11 protein-coding genes are annotated in these 15729 nt (G+C 46.7%); 3 read left to right on the top strand and 8 right to left on the bottom strand.

Features of this window, described 5'->3' with window-relative positions; all coding sequences use genetic code 11:
* Positions 1–40: 40 nt before the first annotated feature.
* Positions 41–3211: an NAD-glutamate dehydrogenase domain-containing protein gene (locus ACHZCY_RS10525; RefSeq protein WP_319548867.1), complete on the bottom strand. Its 3171-nt coding sequence runs from the start codon at positions 3209–3211 to the stop codon at positions 41–43.
* 507 nt (positions 3212–3718) lie between these two features.
* On the bottom strand, positions 3719–4279 hold the full coding sequence (locus ACHZCY_RS10520) for a flavodoxin domain-containing protein (protein ID WP_319548866.1): 561 nt from the start codon (positions 4277–4279) through the stop codon (positions 3719–3721).
* Positions 4280–4627: 348 nt separating this feature from the next.
* Between ACHZCY_RS10520 and ACHZCY_RS10515 the strand changes: the two genes are divergently transcribed.
* On the top strand, positions 4628–5311 hold the full coding sequence (locus ACHZCY_RS10515) for a metal-dependent hydrolase (RefSeq protein ID WP_319548865.1): 684 nt from the start codon (positions 4628–4630) through the stop codon (positions 5309–5311).
* Between the two features lie 102 nt (positions 5312–5413).
* On the opposite strand, the gene glyQ is transcribed toward ACHZCY_RS10515, so the two are convergent.
* Together glyQ and ACHZCY_RS10505 are read right to left on the bottom strand one after the other, a co-directional pair.
* Positions 5414–6286 (bottom strand): glycine--tRNA ligase subunit alpha, encoded by an 873-nt coding sequence (glyQ, locus tag ACHZCY_RS10510; protein ID WP_205223328.1) that lies wholly within the window; start codon positions 6284–6286, stop codon positions 5414–5416.
* A 310-nt stretch (positions 6287–6596) separates the two neighbouring features.
* Positions 6597–6719, bottom strand: a complete 123-nt coding sequence (locus tag ACHZCY_RS10505) for a hypothetical protein (RefSeq protein ID WP_269755863.1) — start codon at positions 6717–6719, stop codon at positions 6597–6599.
* A gap of 32 nt (positions 6720–6751) precedes the next feature.
* Between ACHZCY_RS10505 and uvrA the strand changes: the two genes are divergently transcribed.
* Complete coding sequence (gene uvrA / locus ACHZCY_RS10500) at positions 6752–9589, top strand: excinuclease ABC subunit UvrA (protein WP_319548864.1); 2838 nt, start codon at positions 6752–6754, stop codon at positions 9587–9589.
* Positions 9590–9918: 329 nt separating this feature from the next.
* On the top strand, positions 9919–10383 hold the full coding sequence (secB, locus tag ACHZCY_RS10495) for a protein-export chaperone SecB (protein ID WP_205223330.1): 465 nt from the start codon (positions 9919–9921) through the stop codon (positions 10381–10383).
* Positions 10384–10499: 116 nt separating this feature from the next.
* Here secB and ACHZCY_RS10490 read toward each other — a convergent pair whose 3' ends face one another.
* The 4 genes from ACHZCY_RS10490 to ACHZCY_RS10475 all read right to left on the bottom strand — a co-directional run bounded on the left by ACHZCY_RS10490 (position 10500) and on the right by ACHZCY_RS10475 (position 15710).
* A complete protein-coding gene (locus tag ACHZCY_RS10490; protein WP_205223331.1) occupies positions 10500–11519 on the bottom strand; it encodes a hypothetical protein in 1020 nt (339 codons plus the stop codon).
* 46 nt (positions 11520–11565) lie between these two features.
* Positions 11566–13257: a pilus (MSHA type) biogenesis protein MshL gene (gene mshL / locus ACHZCY_RS10485; RefSeq protein WP_319548863.1), complete on the bottom strand. Its 1692-nt coding sequence runs from the start codon at positions 13255–13257 to the stop codon at positions 11566–11568.
* Between the two features lie 33 nt (positions 13258–13290).
* Complete coding sequence (locus ACHZCY_RS10480) at positions 13291–15084, bottom strand: AMIN domain-containing protein (protein WP_205223333.1); 1794 nt, start codon at positions 15082–15084, stop codon at positions 13291–13293.
* 83 nt (positions 15085–15167) lie between these two features.
* Positions 15168–15710, bottom strand: coding sequence for a hypothetical protein (locus ACHZCY_RS10475; protein WP_205223334.1), 543 nt, complete (start codon positions 15708–15710; stop codon positions 15168–15170).
* Positions 15711–15729: the final 19 nt, after the last annotated feature.

Raw genomic sequence — 15729 nt, 5'->3', positions numbered from 1 at the left:
ACACCACCAACGACAGTGGTGTGCCGCCAAAGGCTTGTTTTTATGCTACACTTTCACGCATGGCCTTTTGTAAGGCTCCTTTTAAATCCGTTTTTGTCGCTTCCAAGTAAGGGCTCCAGTCGGTATAGAACCTGTAAAATGCAGTGGATGCCAACTTTTTGGTGAGGATTGCGTTGCGATATGGCTGCAGGTCAGGAACAGAAAGAGTGGCCATTATTTTTTTTCTTCCTAGTGTCTGCGTGAGAATAACCGGTGTGTATGCTTCGATAACAGACCAAACCAGTGCATCGTCTTCTAAAATGGTTGGTAAGTGTTGCTCTAAAACATTCTGAAAAGCAAATATCGACTCACTGGTACTTTCTGAGAGTTCAAAAAGGTTTAGTTGTGGATCCTGCTGATGGATACGCAGCAACATGGTTGTCTCGATGCGGGCGTATTCTTCCACCTGAAGGAGAACGTCCTTGATTAACGCCAGTCTAATCTCATTTTTCTCCAGGAGCTGGTGTTCATATTCGTCTTGGAAAAGAAATGCAGTGAGAATTTCGGCGATGGAGCTGCTGTAAACGCCCCCTTTATTAGCTGTGGAATCCTTGATGTGTTTAATGGCGCTTGTGGTGGCGATATAACGCCTTGAGGCGTCGTCAAAAAAGACATTTGCTCCTTCAACAATATATTCAAGTTCGGTAAAAAGAGAAAGGAACTGTTTGATATTGTTTTGATTAATCGTATCTTTCAACCCGCCGCAGGGGGTGAACGCCCTGATGTTGGCCTGGGCGATAAATCGGCGGTTATCGGGGTTGGAGAGAAAATGACGATGAAAATAGGCTCCATCTTCGATTACTGTGCCATCAGGCAGGCGGATGTTTTTGCCCCTTATCGGGACCATAAATCCGTTTTCACTGAGTTTTTCTACAGGAAAGGCAAGCGTGTTGTGCCGAGGCGAAGTGTGGCGCATAAAGGCAATTTTTGTCAACTCCTCCTTATCCAGTCCATTCGGGTCAAAGAGTACTGAACCGCCATCAATGACCAGACAGATTTTCCCCCGGTACGATTGGATCTGATTTGCCCCGAGGTCACCGTCGGGGCCGCCGGTCAACATCAGGTTCAGATCTTCTTCTTTGGTGCCGAATTCGGAGACAAGGGTCCTGAAGGTCGACATCACACTGGTGGTGGTCATGCCGCTGGTCGCGATTTTCCCGCCGATGTGGTTGTATATCTGCTCCATATCATCGGTGAGGATGACGGACTGGCCGTTAATATGAAGATCTACTCCCTGGTTTCCCTTGCCGTAGAGCGCAAAAAGGTCGCCGGTTTCCAGCAGGCCGTAGGTATCGTGGGGGATTCCGAAACTTTTCCCTGTGGTCAAGGTTCTCCAGTAAGGATATCCTCTCTCTCTGCCACGGTAGGCGACTTTGTCCATGAGCAGCGCTGTTCCTTCGTCAGGGCCGAAAAAAATCATTTCAGGTTTTCCATAGTAATCCACCACGGAATTGTCGAGAAGCATCAGGTCCATGATTCCTTCCGTATAATCCTGCAGAGATTCAAGGGGGTAGGCCGCATAGAGAGGGCGGGGAACGACAACACCCTTAGAGCCGCTTTCACAAATGTCTTTGTGCTTAAGGCGCTGAGCCTTGGGGCCAAGGGCGTAGTTGAGTAGCACTGCGTTGTCCAGTTCAGACTCGTAGTTGGTCGGGGAGACTCTGATGAGGCGGAGACCGCCGCGGGCGATATCGGCCGCACGCAGGTGCGTTCCGCAGGCATAGTGACCGTTTATATAAAATACTCCATAGACGAATTGGCTGAATACAAGAGGGTCCAGGATCGAGTTATCAAAACGGAAGGCAAATGAACGCTTTAGAGGGCTGTAAAAGTTGGTCTTTAGAGTGGAGGCAACCAGCTTAAACATGAATTTGAAAATGTCATAGCCGAGATGGAAATCAATGAATCTGGAGGCTATAGTCCGTTCAAACTCTTCATAGCTACTGCTGAGTTCCTCAGCAGAGATATGGCTTTTTATATCAGGGTTGAAGCGCTGGTCAAAGAGCTCGAACAGAGACTGGATAAGATCAGGATGTCTGCAGACGATGTCTTCAATCAGGGCATCACCGTAGGTGGATTTATTGGCACCCTGGATTCTCTTGGCAAAAGCATCCTGGTAATCTTGTCCGGAAAGGCTGTTGAGTATTTCTCGGTCTGTGGCATTTTCACTTTCTTGGAAGATGAACATGTGTGCGAAATCAATTGCATTCCCGGCAAAGAGCATAGCCGGAAAAGACAGCTTTTCGTCCAGGTAAAGCTGTTTCGCTCCATTGACCGCAAATGCAAGAAATGCAACCAGATCAGCGGCAACGGCTTGTTCCTGTGTCCGTGACAGTTCGCCTAGAATGTAGAGGGTGCAGATAGAGGTGGGAACGTCGGTACCCGAATAATAAGGCTCCCAATAGGCTCGGACCAGAGTGAGGCCGTGCTCTTCAAGCAGTTTCCTGAACACAGGAAGCTGTGGGGTGGCAAAATCGGTTTTGAACATCAAGCGAGTCTCACCGGTCTGGGGAAGGTTGAAAAATTCAATCAGGGGCATTACCGAGTTTTCGGTCTGCATAAGGAATTTTTCATAGCGCCTGCGTGTTGGTTCGGGCGTGCTTGAGTAGTCTTGGGAAATGTTGAACAGAAAGCGGGACTCAGTGAATGCTTCTTTGGGGAGTTCGTTAACGATTTCAGGACGAATGATATAGGTATAGTAGTTGCTTTGCGGGCTGTAATAGTATTCACGACGATGCCCTGAGATGAATCCTTCCAGCATATCCTCCATGCTGTTTCTTGTCTCTTCGGTGGCAATCCGTACCTGTTGAATATTGCTCCCTATTTCCACATCAAAGTCAACATGTGCTACTCGACCGTAAAGAACCACTTTGTTGTCGATACGCTTAACAGTGGTGGCAATAGATTGCAGGAGATGCGCCAGTGCGGGTGGCTGAATATGTTCAAAGAAATAATTTGGTAACCCAAGGTCATGGAGCAGGATACCTGCAGCCATATTAATGCAATTGGCAGTTATTAATCCCTGAGAAGAGAGGTCAATGACCGCCTGGTACAGTATCCGTGGAGCGAGGCCGACGCTGACAGCCCTGTTTATAATATCGGCACCACTGCCGGGTGTGGTTTGATTTTCCTGGGCTGAATCGAGTACAGTTTGAGTGGATTGCTGGATCATGACTTTCAGGGTCCTTGTTCGATGACCATTGAAGTTTTGATTGAGGGAACGGTGGTAACTTCAGCAGTACAACCGGTGTCCCGGCCTCTATTGAAAAAGTAATGTCACTTCAGCAGCCCCCAGCTCTCAATGATCTGTTCGTACAGCATGCCGATGTATCGAAGTCGGGGCTTATCTGCTAATTGGTCAGCTAATGAGCATTGGGAGCACTGCTGAACAGTTACAGCTCGCGGTAGATTGTCAGTTTTTGGATATTTGCTGAATGTTTACGAACGGGTCTGCCTTAATCTGGAGATTAAGCAGGTCTGAGACATAACAGCAAGTGTTTTCGAAACGTTAACGTGAAACCAGGCCAGGATAAATAAATAACCGGTGACTTGTATCGACCCTGTTCAGTGGCGCTGGAGTTTGAGAAATATAAAAAATGAAGGAGAAGAGCATCATTGCTGCCCTCCCCATACGGTGGCAATTTTTGACAAACAGTATGGAGAGGTAGTCGGGGAGATATTAGGCAAAGATATTTTTGTTTTTCAATTCTTTGGCCACGCGGGTAACATGCATGGCATGTTTTTGGGTAAGGGCGAGAACTTCTTCGCTGACACCCTGGTGGTTCATCTCTTCATCTGCTGAACGCCCGTAGGGGCCCCATTGCAGGCCTCCCTTTTTGTAATTTTCTGTGATTTTGGGGAGAGGAACAAAGACCATCCCCAGTTCACTGAAGTTGTTCAGCATAGAAATAAAGGCTAGCTCGACCCCGCCTCCAGCGCCACCGAATCCGCCGCCAGAGGCAAAAAGGCCTATTGTTTTCCCATTCATTTTATCCTGCATCCAGAGGCCTGAGCAGACAGTATCTATCATTTTTTTTATTCGCCAGTCCATGTTGCCCATATGCACCGGGCTACCAAGGAGGACACCATCACTGGAAGTAAAGTCATCAGCTGTTACATCTTCTGCCTTTTTCAAAACAGCCTCGGCTTCAGGTAAAGAAGTGATCCCTTTCGCTGCTGCATTGGCCATTTTTTCGGTGTTGCCATAGTCACTTGCATAAATAACCAGCATTTTTGTCATTTCTATTCTCCGTAACGTTGTTTTGATTGGTTCGCTCGAAAGTGAGTTTCCAAGGTATGGGCTTTTTGATAAGGAGTATGCGGTTAAACTATAGCGCAAGCACATGTTGTCAAGTTTGAAGGAACAATAATGCAGGCTCTGGGTAAAGCATGCTGCAACGCTAACCAGGATGGGAAGGGGGGAGATGATATTATTGAATCGTGGACATGCACTCTTGGTTGGGATTATAGTATGGGGACATAGACCCTGTAATGTGATTTATGTAGGGCGTTTGATAATAATGGTAACAATAACCGCGAGTTTACTTCGCAGAAAATTGTATAGCGTATCATATGAAAGGAGGAGGATATGGGAATAAAAGTAACGTGGCTCAGCCATTCAGCGTTTTTGATGGAAACCGGAGAAACAAAAATACTCATAGATCCATTTATATCGGGAAATCCTCTCTGCCCTGTAAAGGAAGAAGAAGTGATGGCTGATTATATCCTGGTGTCTCACGGTCATGGCGACCATATTGGTGATACCATTGCCATTGCCAAGCGAACCGGAGCTACTGTTGTAGCCAATTTTGAGATATGTAACTGGTTAAACAGCCAAGGCATTGATAAGGTACATCCCCAACATATAGGAGGTGGCTTTGACTATCCGTGGGGACGGGTTAAGCTGACCATTGCTCATCATGGTTCACAATTACCGGATGGCTCCTATGGTGGTTCACCATGTGGCTTTCTGCTGAGTGTGGAAGGGAAAAACATTTACCATGCATGTGATACGGGCCTGTTTTATGATATGAAACTTATCGGTGAAGAAGGTGTTGACCTCGCTATCCTCCCCATTGGCGACAATTTCACCATGGGACCGGATGATGCCCTGCGCGCGGTCAAACTGCTTGCACCGCAACAGGTGGTGCCGATTCATTACAATACCTTTGATATGATTGAGCAGGATGCGGATGGATGGGCTGCCAGGGTGAAGGCGGAAACAGGCGTGACAGTGACTGTCCTTAACCCTGGAGAGGAATTGGAATTGTAGATTTTTTGGTAGGCAAAGAGACAAGAATAACAATTAGCCGGTGGAGCCGCAAGGATTCCACCGGCTAATTATATTTCATCGAATTAAGGCGAAACAAACTGATTACTTTTTATTGAGAAGCGGGTGCCCCATTTCTTCTCGCTGCAGAACATATTTCTGGGCAACCTGACGGGCTATGTTACGTATTCTCCCTATATAACGAGTTCTTTCCGCTACGCTGATTGCCTTGCGGGCATCAAGGAGATTAAATGTATGTGAACATTTAAGACAGAAATCGTATGCCGGCAGGATGAGATTTTTCTCAGCAAGTTTTAAGGCTTCCCTTTCATAGTTGTCAAAGGCGGTAATCATGTCGCCTACATTGGCCTCTTCAAAATTGAAAGCAGAAAATTCTTTTTCAGCCTGATGAAAAATCTGGCCATAGGTTACGTGTTCATTCCACTTGATATCGTAGACCGAATCAACTTTCTGCAGATACATGGCAATACGCTCCAGCCCATAGGTGATTTCAACCGTGATCGGTTTGAGATCGATGGAGCCGGCTTGCTGAAAGTAGGTGAACTGGGTGATTTCCATGCCATCCAACCATACTTCCCAACCCAGTCCCCACGCACCAAGGGTCGGAGATTCCCAGTCGTCTTCAACAAAACGGATATCATGCTCCAGCAGATCGAGTCCGAATTGGCGTAAACTTTCAAGATACATTTCCTGAGAGTCCGGCGGCGAGGGTTTGATCACTACCTGATATTGGTAGTAGTGTTGCAGACGGTTTGGATTTTCACCGTAGCGGCCATCTGTCGGGCGTCGAGACGGCTGAACATAAGCTGCTTTCCAAGGTTCAGGGCCCAGGGAACGAAGAAGAGTGGCTGGGTGGAACGTTCCTGCTCCCACCTCCATGTCGTAAGGCTGGAGAACGACACAGCCCATAGATGCCCAGTAACTGTTCAGAGTCCCAATGATATCTTGAAAATACATGGCAAAGAAATGGTTCCTGTATTGATTGTTGTAAAATGATGGCTACTGTTAGGTAACCGACCATGGGGGCGTGATGCTCTGTGCTTGGCACGTATCCTACATTGCTTTGTTACCGGCGGATCTTGCAATGATCGAAACGCCGGTTGTGGACTTCATGTGTAAGCATATTAGTCTACCACAGTAACGGCATGTGGCAAATGAAATTGTATATAGCTTACCTCTTGTCAGTCCACAAATGATATTTAGGACCGATAGTGGCGTTATACGAAAAAAATGATCCTCGGAGGTAAACGCTAGGGTCCGATATTAATTATATGCCTGTGGTAAATTTTTTCGCGTGCTTGGGAGTCCGGCGCTTACCTGCTCTCAAACCAAAATTTTCATTTTGGGGCAGAGCCTGCTCTGGGTTGGTTATTTGTTCATCGTCAGTCATTGCTTTTCCCTTTTTTTGTTGATGAGTTACTTATGGAACCACAGTTTTTGCGTATTCGTGGTGCGCGAATGCACAATCTGAAAAATATTTCAGTCGATCTTCCTCGAAATAAACTGGTCGTCTTTACCGGTCTTTCGGGGTCGGGGAAATCTACCCTGGCCTTTGATACCCTGTATGCGGAGGGCCAGCGACGGTATGTTGAATCCCTTTCCACCTATGCCAGGCAGTTTCTGGGGCAAATGGAAAAGCCTGATGTGGATTTGCTGGAAGGGCTTTCCCCGGCAGTGTCTATTGAACAGAAAACGACGAGTAAAAATCCCCGTTCTACCGTAGGTACCGTGACCGAGATTTATGATCACCTTCGTCTGCTCTATGCCAGGGCCGGACAAGCCCATTGTCCGGAGTGCGGTGATCCCATACGGTCGCAATCGATTGAAGACATGGTAGAAAACTTGCTCCACCGGGATGAAGGTGAGAAGGTTGTTTTACTGGCACCGCTTGTTAAGCAGAAAAAAGGGATGCACGAGCAGATTTTTTTACGCCTGCGCAAGGAAGGCTATGTCAGGGTTCGCGTAAACGGAGAGATTCGCCAGTTAACTGAAGATATTATTCTGGAGAAAAATAAGCGTCATTTTGTAGAAGCGGTTATTGACCGGCTGGTCCTGAAACCGTCTATTCGCAGAAGGTTGGATGAATCTGTAAGCACAGCCGTCCAGCTTGGTGAAGGGACAATGATAGCCGCTTTTCCTGACAGTGGGGAAGAAGTCCTGTTCAGTGAATCTGCAGCCTGCCACCGGTGCAGTATATCCGTGCCGGAACTGTCAACCCAGTTGTTTTCCTTTAACAATCCCCAAGGGGCGTGCCCTGAATGTAGCGGGCTGGGAGTCAACCAGTTCCTTGATGAAAACCTCATTATTCCTGATCCACAACTCACCCTGCTTGATGGGGCCATCGGACCTTGGCGTCGACGCAAACTTTCCAGCTATGCAACTCAATGGGTCGAAGCCTTTATTCGTCATTTTCAAATAAAGCCTGACACCCCTTTTGCTGATTTACCTGCTCAAGTCAAAAAGGCAATTTTACATGGTACCGGCAGGGAGAAACTGGAATTTCATCACCAGCGCGGCAACAAGGTGCTTGTTTCTCAGGTGAGTTTTGAGGGCATTATTCCCAGGTTAAATCGATTGTTTAGAGATACCTCCTCACCCAGGGTTCGAGAGGAGATTGCAAAGTTCATGAATGAGCAGGCTTGCCCAGCTTGCAATGGTCGGCGGCTGAAACCTGCAGCTCTTGCAGTGCGGGTAGGGGAATGGTCCATTATGGATCTGACTGGGTTTTCCATAGATCATTTGATTGACCAGCTGCAAACCCTGGCGTTTTCCGAACGACAGGCTTTTATTGCAAAGCCCATACTCAAGGAGGTCAATGAACGGCTTTCTTTTTTGCAGGGGGTTGGCTTGGGGTATCTTTCCCTTGATAGAAAAGCGGGGACACTTTCCGGTGGAGAGGCGCAACGTATCCGACTTGCTTCGCAAATCGGGTCAGGTTTAGCGGGCGTGCTCTATATTCTTGATGAACCAAGTATTGGTTTGCACCAGCGTGATAACAACAAGCTGATTAAAACCCTGCTTAATTTGCGTGATCTGGGAAACAGTGTAATTGTGGTCGAGCATGATACTGATACTATTGCCTCTGCAGATCACGTGCTTGATATCGGGCCAGGTGCCGGCGTCCATGGCGGAGAGATACTTTATTCCGGGGAAGTGAAAGGATTACTTGATTGTGAGGCATCACAAACCGGAGGATTTCTTTCAGGTCGATTGGAAATTCCGGTACCGGAAAAAAGAAGAAAAATCCGTAAAGGGAAAAAATTCCAGTTGCGGATCAATGGTGCCACTGTCAATAATCTTAAGAATCTGTCCACCGCCATTCCCCTTGGCGTGATGACGTGTGTTACCGGTGTGTCCGGATCCGGCAAAAGTTCACTGATTATCGAGACGTTATACAATGAGGCCCAAGGCGCTTTTCATGATAAGCAGACTGTTGCCGCCAAAAAGCCGGTATTAAGCGGTCTGGAGAATATCGATAAGGTGATTGATATTGACCAAAGTCCCATTGGAAGAACCCCTCGCTCAAATCCGGCAACCTATACCGGTATCTTTACCCCAATAAGAGAACTGCTTGCGCGATTACCTGAATCACGTGCTAGAGGATATAAGCCGGGACGCTTCAGTTTTAATCTCAAGGGTGGGCGTTGTGAGACATGTGAAGGTGATGGGGTTATCCGGATTGCCATGCATTTTTTACCGGATATATATGTGACCTGTGAGCGTTGTCACGGAAAAAGGTATAACCAGGAGACATTGGATATTCGTTATCGAGGAAAGAATATTGCCGATATCCTTGATATGACAGTGGAAGAGAGTCTTGAGTTTTTTAAAAATATTCCACCAATACAAAATCGACTGCAGACTGTTTTGGATGTGGGGCTTGGTTATATTAAACTGGGGCAATCATCGGTAACACTTTCCGGCGGTGAGGCACAGCGGGTAAAACTCGCCAAGGAACTCAGCAGACGTTCTACAGGCAAGACATTATATATCCTGGATGAGCCGACAACCGGCCTCCATCCTGCTGATATCCAGCATCTGCTTCGTGTGCTGGGGCGTTTGGTAGACGGTGGTAACAGTGTGGTGGTTATAGAGCATAATCTCGATGTGATTAAGACCGCAGACTATATACTAGATATTGGCCCTGAAGGTGGAGATGGAGGAGGGACCATTGTAGCTTGCGGCACGCCGGAAGAGGTCGCCTGCGAGCCCCTGTCGTATACCGGCAAATTTCTTAAGCAGACACTTAATAACGATTAATTATTTGTCACTATTTAGACAAAATAACAACATTGTCTCATTTTTGACAACTAGAGCTGTTGAGCGGTGCTCCATCTGAGCATAAGCGGATCGATTAGGCTCTATATCGGTATGCAAAGTGATCTGATCGTGCGCAGGTTGGATGCTGCTGAAGAGTTACTATTTTTTCAATTTGCCAGATTGCCTTTCCTTGTTAAGGTGTATCGATGTTGTGTACCCGCAGGCATAAGAGCAAATGTATTTCTCTTGCGATGGTGGTGTGCCAGTGGCTGGAAAAGAGATTAAGAAGCGAGTAAAGATTTAACCATAAAATAGAAAAAGGATAGAACATGACAGAAGAAGCGAACAATCAACAGGAAGCACCGGTTTTCCGGATGCAGAAGATGTACATCAAAGACCTTTCTTTTGAGAGCCCCAATGCGCCTACAATTTTCTTAGAAAAAAACCAAGAGCCCAAGGTCGATTTTAATCTGCAGATCAAGAATACAAAAATTGACAACGACCATTATGAAGTCTCCCTGGCCATTACCGCCAAGGTACTCGACAAAAAAGCCGAAGATAAAGTGATGTTCATTGTAGAGATTGAACATGCAGGCGTCTTTTTACTGAAGAATATTCCTGAAGAACACCTGGCCAGGGTTATGGCCGTTGATTGTCCGCTGATGTTGTTTCCGTTTACCCGGCAGGTGGTCAGCCAGGTTTCTGTTGATGGTGGTTTTATGCCGTTTTTGATGGAACCAATCAATTTCGTGGCTCTGTATGACAATGCCCAGCAGCAGAAGAAAGATTCTTAAAGTGTGAACTTTAAGCGCTCGCTGGTGCAAAAAAGACTTTGCACATGAAAAAAGGGGCTTGCCGATAATAATCGGTAAGCCCCTTTTTTTGAGGAGGAATGGTTTTTACTTCACAATCAGAGTGTAGCTGTGAAGTTATCAATTAGGGTTGAAACTGCTTTTTCAGTGGCCCCTTCAAACAGAGCGTCATATTGGTAATCGGCAAGGACCGACTCTGGTGACACTTTCACGTCAACTCTATTGGTCCAGACAACATCGCCATTATACGCATCCTGCACCCAGACGCGAAGCTGAACAACAGCCTGTGGAATTTTTCCTGTATTGTGCGCCATATGGCCAAGGCCTGCACCTACAGCTCCCCAAATGAGGGTATTACCCATTTGGCCACCGGAGACACCGAAGATGGTTTGATCTGCATCGCCGGTGTAAGGCCAGTGAACGTTATCACCAATGAGAGCGCCATAAGTGGCACCGGCAGCCATGTTGCCCCAGTTATCATACTGATCTGAACGGGCCTGACCAAATGCGATTTTGTTGGTTACACCGGTAATAAAACCGATCACACCTTTTTTCCAAGGAGCCCAGGAAGGATCCTCTCGTTCCTTGTATTGAATGATTCGTCCGCGAACAATATAGTCAGCGGAAAAATGGCGGCCGATTTTGACCACTTCCTGCTGGGTCAGGCCATGGGTACCGGGGCTTTCAAGTACCGGCACATTATTGTTCCTGCTTTTGGTCAGGTCAATGTAGCGTTGGATCTGCCCCTTCATTGCATCAGACCATTCGTCGTTTAACTCGTCCTCAAGCATGCCGGTTTTTTTCTTTTCATAGGCAACCACATTAATAATATTGTGATTTACCAAGTAAAGAAAAACATCTTCCTGAACCGGCAGGTGGAAGCTGTTGGAGACGAGGTTGTCTGTCAAGTTTTCAGTAATATACAAATTTCGGTGGTATGCGGTGTCTAGGTTGTCTGCATAGGAATAGTCCGCAAATGGAAGGATGACTATGGTTTTGTCGGCGCCTTTATCACTTTTGGCAGCCGGTTGAACCTTCAGCGACTCCTTAACGGTTGTGCCGCATCCTCCGAGAAGCAGCGCAAGTAAACCAATCAGCAGATAGCGACTGTACTTCATTCCATTTCTCCTGTTTTTCTGGATATGTTTTGAAAAAAATCCTGGTTCATATGATTTTTGGGGTCAGTAGGATAACCAGTTCTCGTTTGGTTTTGATTTTTTCTTCGTAACCAAAAAGGTATTTAACGATGGGTATTTCGCCGACCACAGGTGCAAATTTACTTGTTTTGCCGTCTACTTCATCTATGAGGCCGCCAATGACAAGCATTTCACCGTTAGCAACTTCCACCATGGTGGACATTTCACGAACACCGACCCTGGGGAGCCCGACTTCAAGGCCGTCGCCAAACGTTCTGTACTCGATAGGATCATCGATGAGATTAGTTGTTACCGGAGTGAGATGGAGTACTACCTTTTTATCATTGACAATGGATGCCACCACTCCGAGTGCGACTCCCTCTACCACATTATCCACTTCAGCCGTATAGGTTACAGTAGTCAGGGAGCTATTGCTCCCGGAGTCAATATTTTGAGAAACGGTTTTGATATAGGCAATATCTTTGCCAACGGAGATAAGGGCAGGCTGGCCGTTTAAAACCGTCAGTTTCGGATTGGAAAGGACATTTGCATCACCCTGTTCATTAAGGGCGTTGAGCATGACCGAGAAGTTTGCAGGGTTCAGTGTGATTTTGCTGATAAAGGTGGTTATCGAATCTGCGTCACCTTCAGCAGGAATCCAAGGATAAACCTGACCATCTCCTCCAGTGCCAGCTGTGCCGAAAAAGGTGGTTCCGGTGATGTCGAAGTCTTTCAGAACGAGACTCCAGTCTAGACCGATCTTGGAATTATCTTCAAGGTATACTTCGATGATTTTTGCCTCAATTACGACTTGGCGGTACAGTTCATCCTTCAAGCTCGTCAGATAGAGCTCCACTTTATCCAGCAACGGCCTTGGGGCAGTAACAGTGATAAGGCCAACAGATTGATCAACTGTATAATAGGAACCACCTGTTGCCATGCGCCTGGTCGCTCTGATGTCAGATGTCGTATTGGCGGGACCTGCACCTTCTGCATCCTCTGCGGCTTCATCAGCAGGTTCTGTTGTCACTGTTGCCCACTGTTGCATTATCAAGTCAAGGTTGGCGCGAATGTTTGCCCAGACGTCAAATCCATTTTCATCACTGGTTATCTTGATGGTACCTTCTGTGCCGCTTGCCGCATCTCTGTCTGTAAGGTAATTACCACCTGTGGTAGAGGTGTAGGTACCTTTCATGTTAGGGATGGCAATGAAAAACTTTTTTGTCTCCCTGTATTTGACAATGATAGTGTTGCCTTCTACTTCATTGTAGTAATCAACCTGGCGCAGTAAGTTGTCAATGGCGGTAAAAAAGTCATCCTCAGCAGCAATATTAACATCCACCAAGACACTTTGATCCACATCACTTGCCCAGCTCACACTCATTCCTTTGAGGGCGCCTAATCTGTTCAGGATATCCCATAAGGGTTGTGGACCGGCGGTTGAGCGTATGGTAGCACCGACTTTCAGTTGATATTCACCTGATTGCTCCTCCAACTCTTCTTCCGCCTCAAGATCCGCGGTAACGAAACCGGGCTGCTGGAATCGGACAGGTAATTGAGCTGGCTCAGGAGGCGGTGCAGGAGTCGTCGCCTCCTGGGCAACGGAAGGCGACTCCTGTGCAGGCGGTGCTTCATCGGCGGTGTCCTTGTTGGCACAAGCCGATAATGCAAGGATCATGAGCGAGAGAACCAGTGGCAATGAACAGTTAACTAACTTCATATGGCTTTTCCTCAAATTCAGTATAGAGCGCATTTACATTGTCTGTTTAAGAGCGATTCGGCCCTTTATATACTTGGCAAGATCTGGTGGTATGCGAAATCCGGCCAAAAGGATTGCCTGATATTTTTCTGTAGCAACAGCGTGGTTGCCGAGCTTGTCATTGACGCGGGCCACCGCAACCATGGAGTTCAAGCTTTGACCATAGATTTTATCGTATCGTGAGAGCAGTTTCAGGGCGCTTTCGTATTCTTTCTTGCCCTCGCTAAACACGGCATAACTCAACAATGCCTCTGCACTTGGTTTTTCAACGCTGATACTTTGGTCAAAAAAATCTACTGCCTGTTGAAGCTCTTGCATGTTAGCTAAACCAATGGCTGCATTAAGAGCAGCAGCAGTATTTTCTGGATCTACAGCAAGTGCTTTTTTTGCATAAAAGACTGCCTTGGCATTTTGACGCAGCCGGACCAGATAAATAGAGGCTATTCTATTTGCCAGTTTGTCATTATCAGTCCACTTGACAAATGCCTGTTCATATAGGCTGATTGCCAATTCAAAATTTTCTTTATTTTCTGCTTTTTTTGCCTGAGCTATAAGCTGCTTTGCTTCGATTACTTCTTTCGGCAGGTTCTGCTGCTGCTTAATAATGAGTGCTTCTTGCTCGGCGACTTCAATATCTGCTTCAAAGCTAATATTATTTTCAGCCTGCTTGGCCCAGTTAAAAGATTTGTCTTTTGGCAGGATGACCAAGGTGTTGAAACGTTCCTCTTTGGCGAGATTTTTTAGATTGAGGATAATATCAAGCGCAAAATCCCATGGAACATCGTCAAGAGCGAGCGTTAAAGATCCTGATACTGACTCGTCAACAACTATGTTGATACCACTTACTTCACGAAAGAGACGAAAGACATTGTGTAAGTCGATTTTATAAAAATCGACGGTTATACGTTCTTTATTATAGCCGGAAAAGTTAAAGGCATCCTGAAGCTGTTTTTCCGTTGCCTGGGGAGAAAGCCTGCTTTCAAGAGGATCTACTTCGGGAAGCTGGCTTTCAATGGTGGTCTTTTCTTTAATAAGTGTAGAAATTTGATCAACCTGCTGCGGTTCATCAATAACGACTTCAATCCCATTGGGGACTGACTGAACTGAAAACGGAAACAGATCTTTGGTAGAGGAGTCAAACACGATCCGTAGCCCTGAACCGCGCTTTGCTACACGAATCCGTGCCAGAGAGGTGCCAACCATCTGTTCCTGCAAAAGGGTATCTCCAGTGATGTTGTTGAGATCAATGTACATCCTTGCAGGTGTATTTGCTTTGCTGTCAAGAACATCGTATGTGTAATCGGTAAGTTCACCGTTTGCCAGTAGCTTGACACGGGTTTGATCCGGTGATGTTTTTACCTGAATATCTGTTACTTCAAGCATGCCGGCGGGCGTCTGGGCCGTACCGGCAGATTTAACTTTGTCAACAGTCAAAATAATATCATTCCCATCCAGTGAAGCCTCAAAGGGCATTGACTGTGACAAAGTAAATTCAAGACGAAACAACGATGGAGAAACATCAGTGAGTTGTTTGGTTGAAAGCTTAATACCTGTATCCGGCGGAAGCTGTGGGGCAAAATCCGGAGCCGGCACTGTTTCGGCAATATCGAGCACTATCCTTGACGGGTTGAATAGCTCGTATATTGTGTATGTTGGAGTTGTGGAACTACTGACTCTTATTTCAAGGGAGGTGCCCTGGTCGGTTGCAGTTAAGGAGCCAACCTTGTTCGCTCCGTTGTCATTTTCTGCCGCAAAAGCAGCACCAGTCATCAGAGCAAGTAGACCCATGCTCACGACGCATAGAAATGCCAGCTGCGCGGTTGAAAGCCTACGCGTTGTCCAGCTGGTTGGGGAAGAAAAGTGAAACATGTTTATTCGTCTCCCTCTTTTTTTAATTTCATTGTAATCGTAGTTAAAATCTCTTTGCCCGCACGGGTCTTGGCGGTCTCAATGATCTTCACTTCCGATGCAAAAATTTCATCGACCACTCCACGGCGGCCAATGGGAATACCTTCACGCAACATGTAGCCCTTACCAGTTACATCTTCGACCAGTGCCATTGGTTCACCCTTTGCAACCATGACTGCAACCAGTTTCAACTGTCCTGGTTCAAAGAGCTGCATGCCGGTTAAAATAGTTTCTTCGTCAATAATTTCGTCCGGATCCAGAGGCGTGGCAGAAGTCGCCTTTGGAGTGAGAAATGGAACGAAAGGGTCAGACCGCCCCTCTAACTCATAGAAAAAGGTCTTACTATTGCTGGAGTCTCCTTGTTCCAGAGTGAGAGGGAGTGCAGGTTGTACCACCTCTTCAGTCGCATATGATGGGGGGGCTTGCAGCATGATGAGGCTCAAAGTAGCCAACGTCAATGCGCATAGCTCGAAATAATAAGGATTGCTGTTTTTTTTACGTAGCATGATATAAGTCCTGCCAGGG

It is taken from the genome of Desulfogranum marinum, from assembly GCF_963675105.2.
Lineage (GTDB): Bacteria > Desulfobacterota > Desulfobulbia > Desulfobulbales > Desulfobulbaceae > Desulfogranum > Desulfogranum marinum.
The sequence above is the reverse complement of the archived record's forward strand: the minus strand, read 5'-3'. Positions and strand labels throughout refer to the sequence as shown.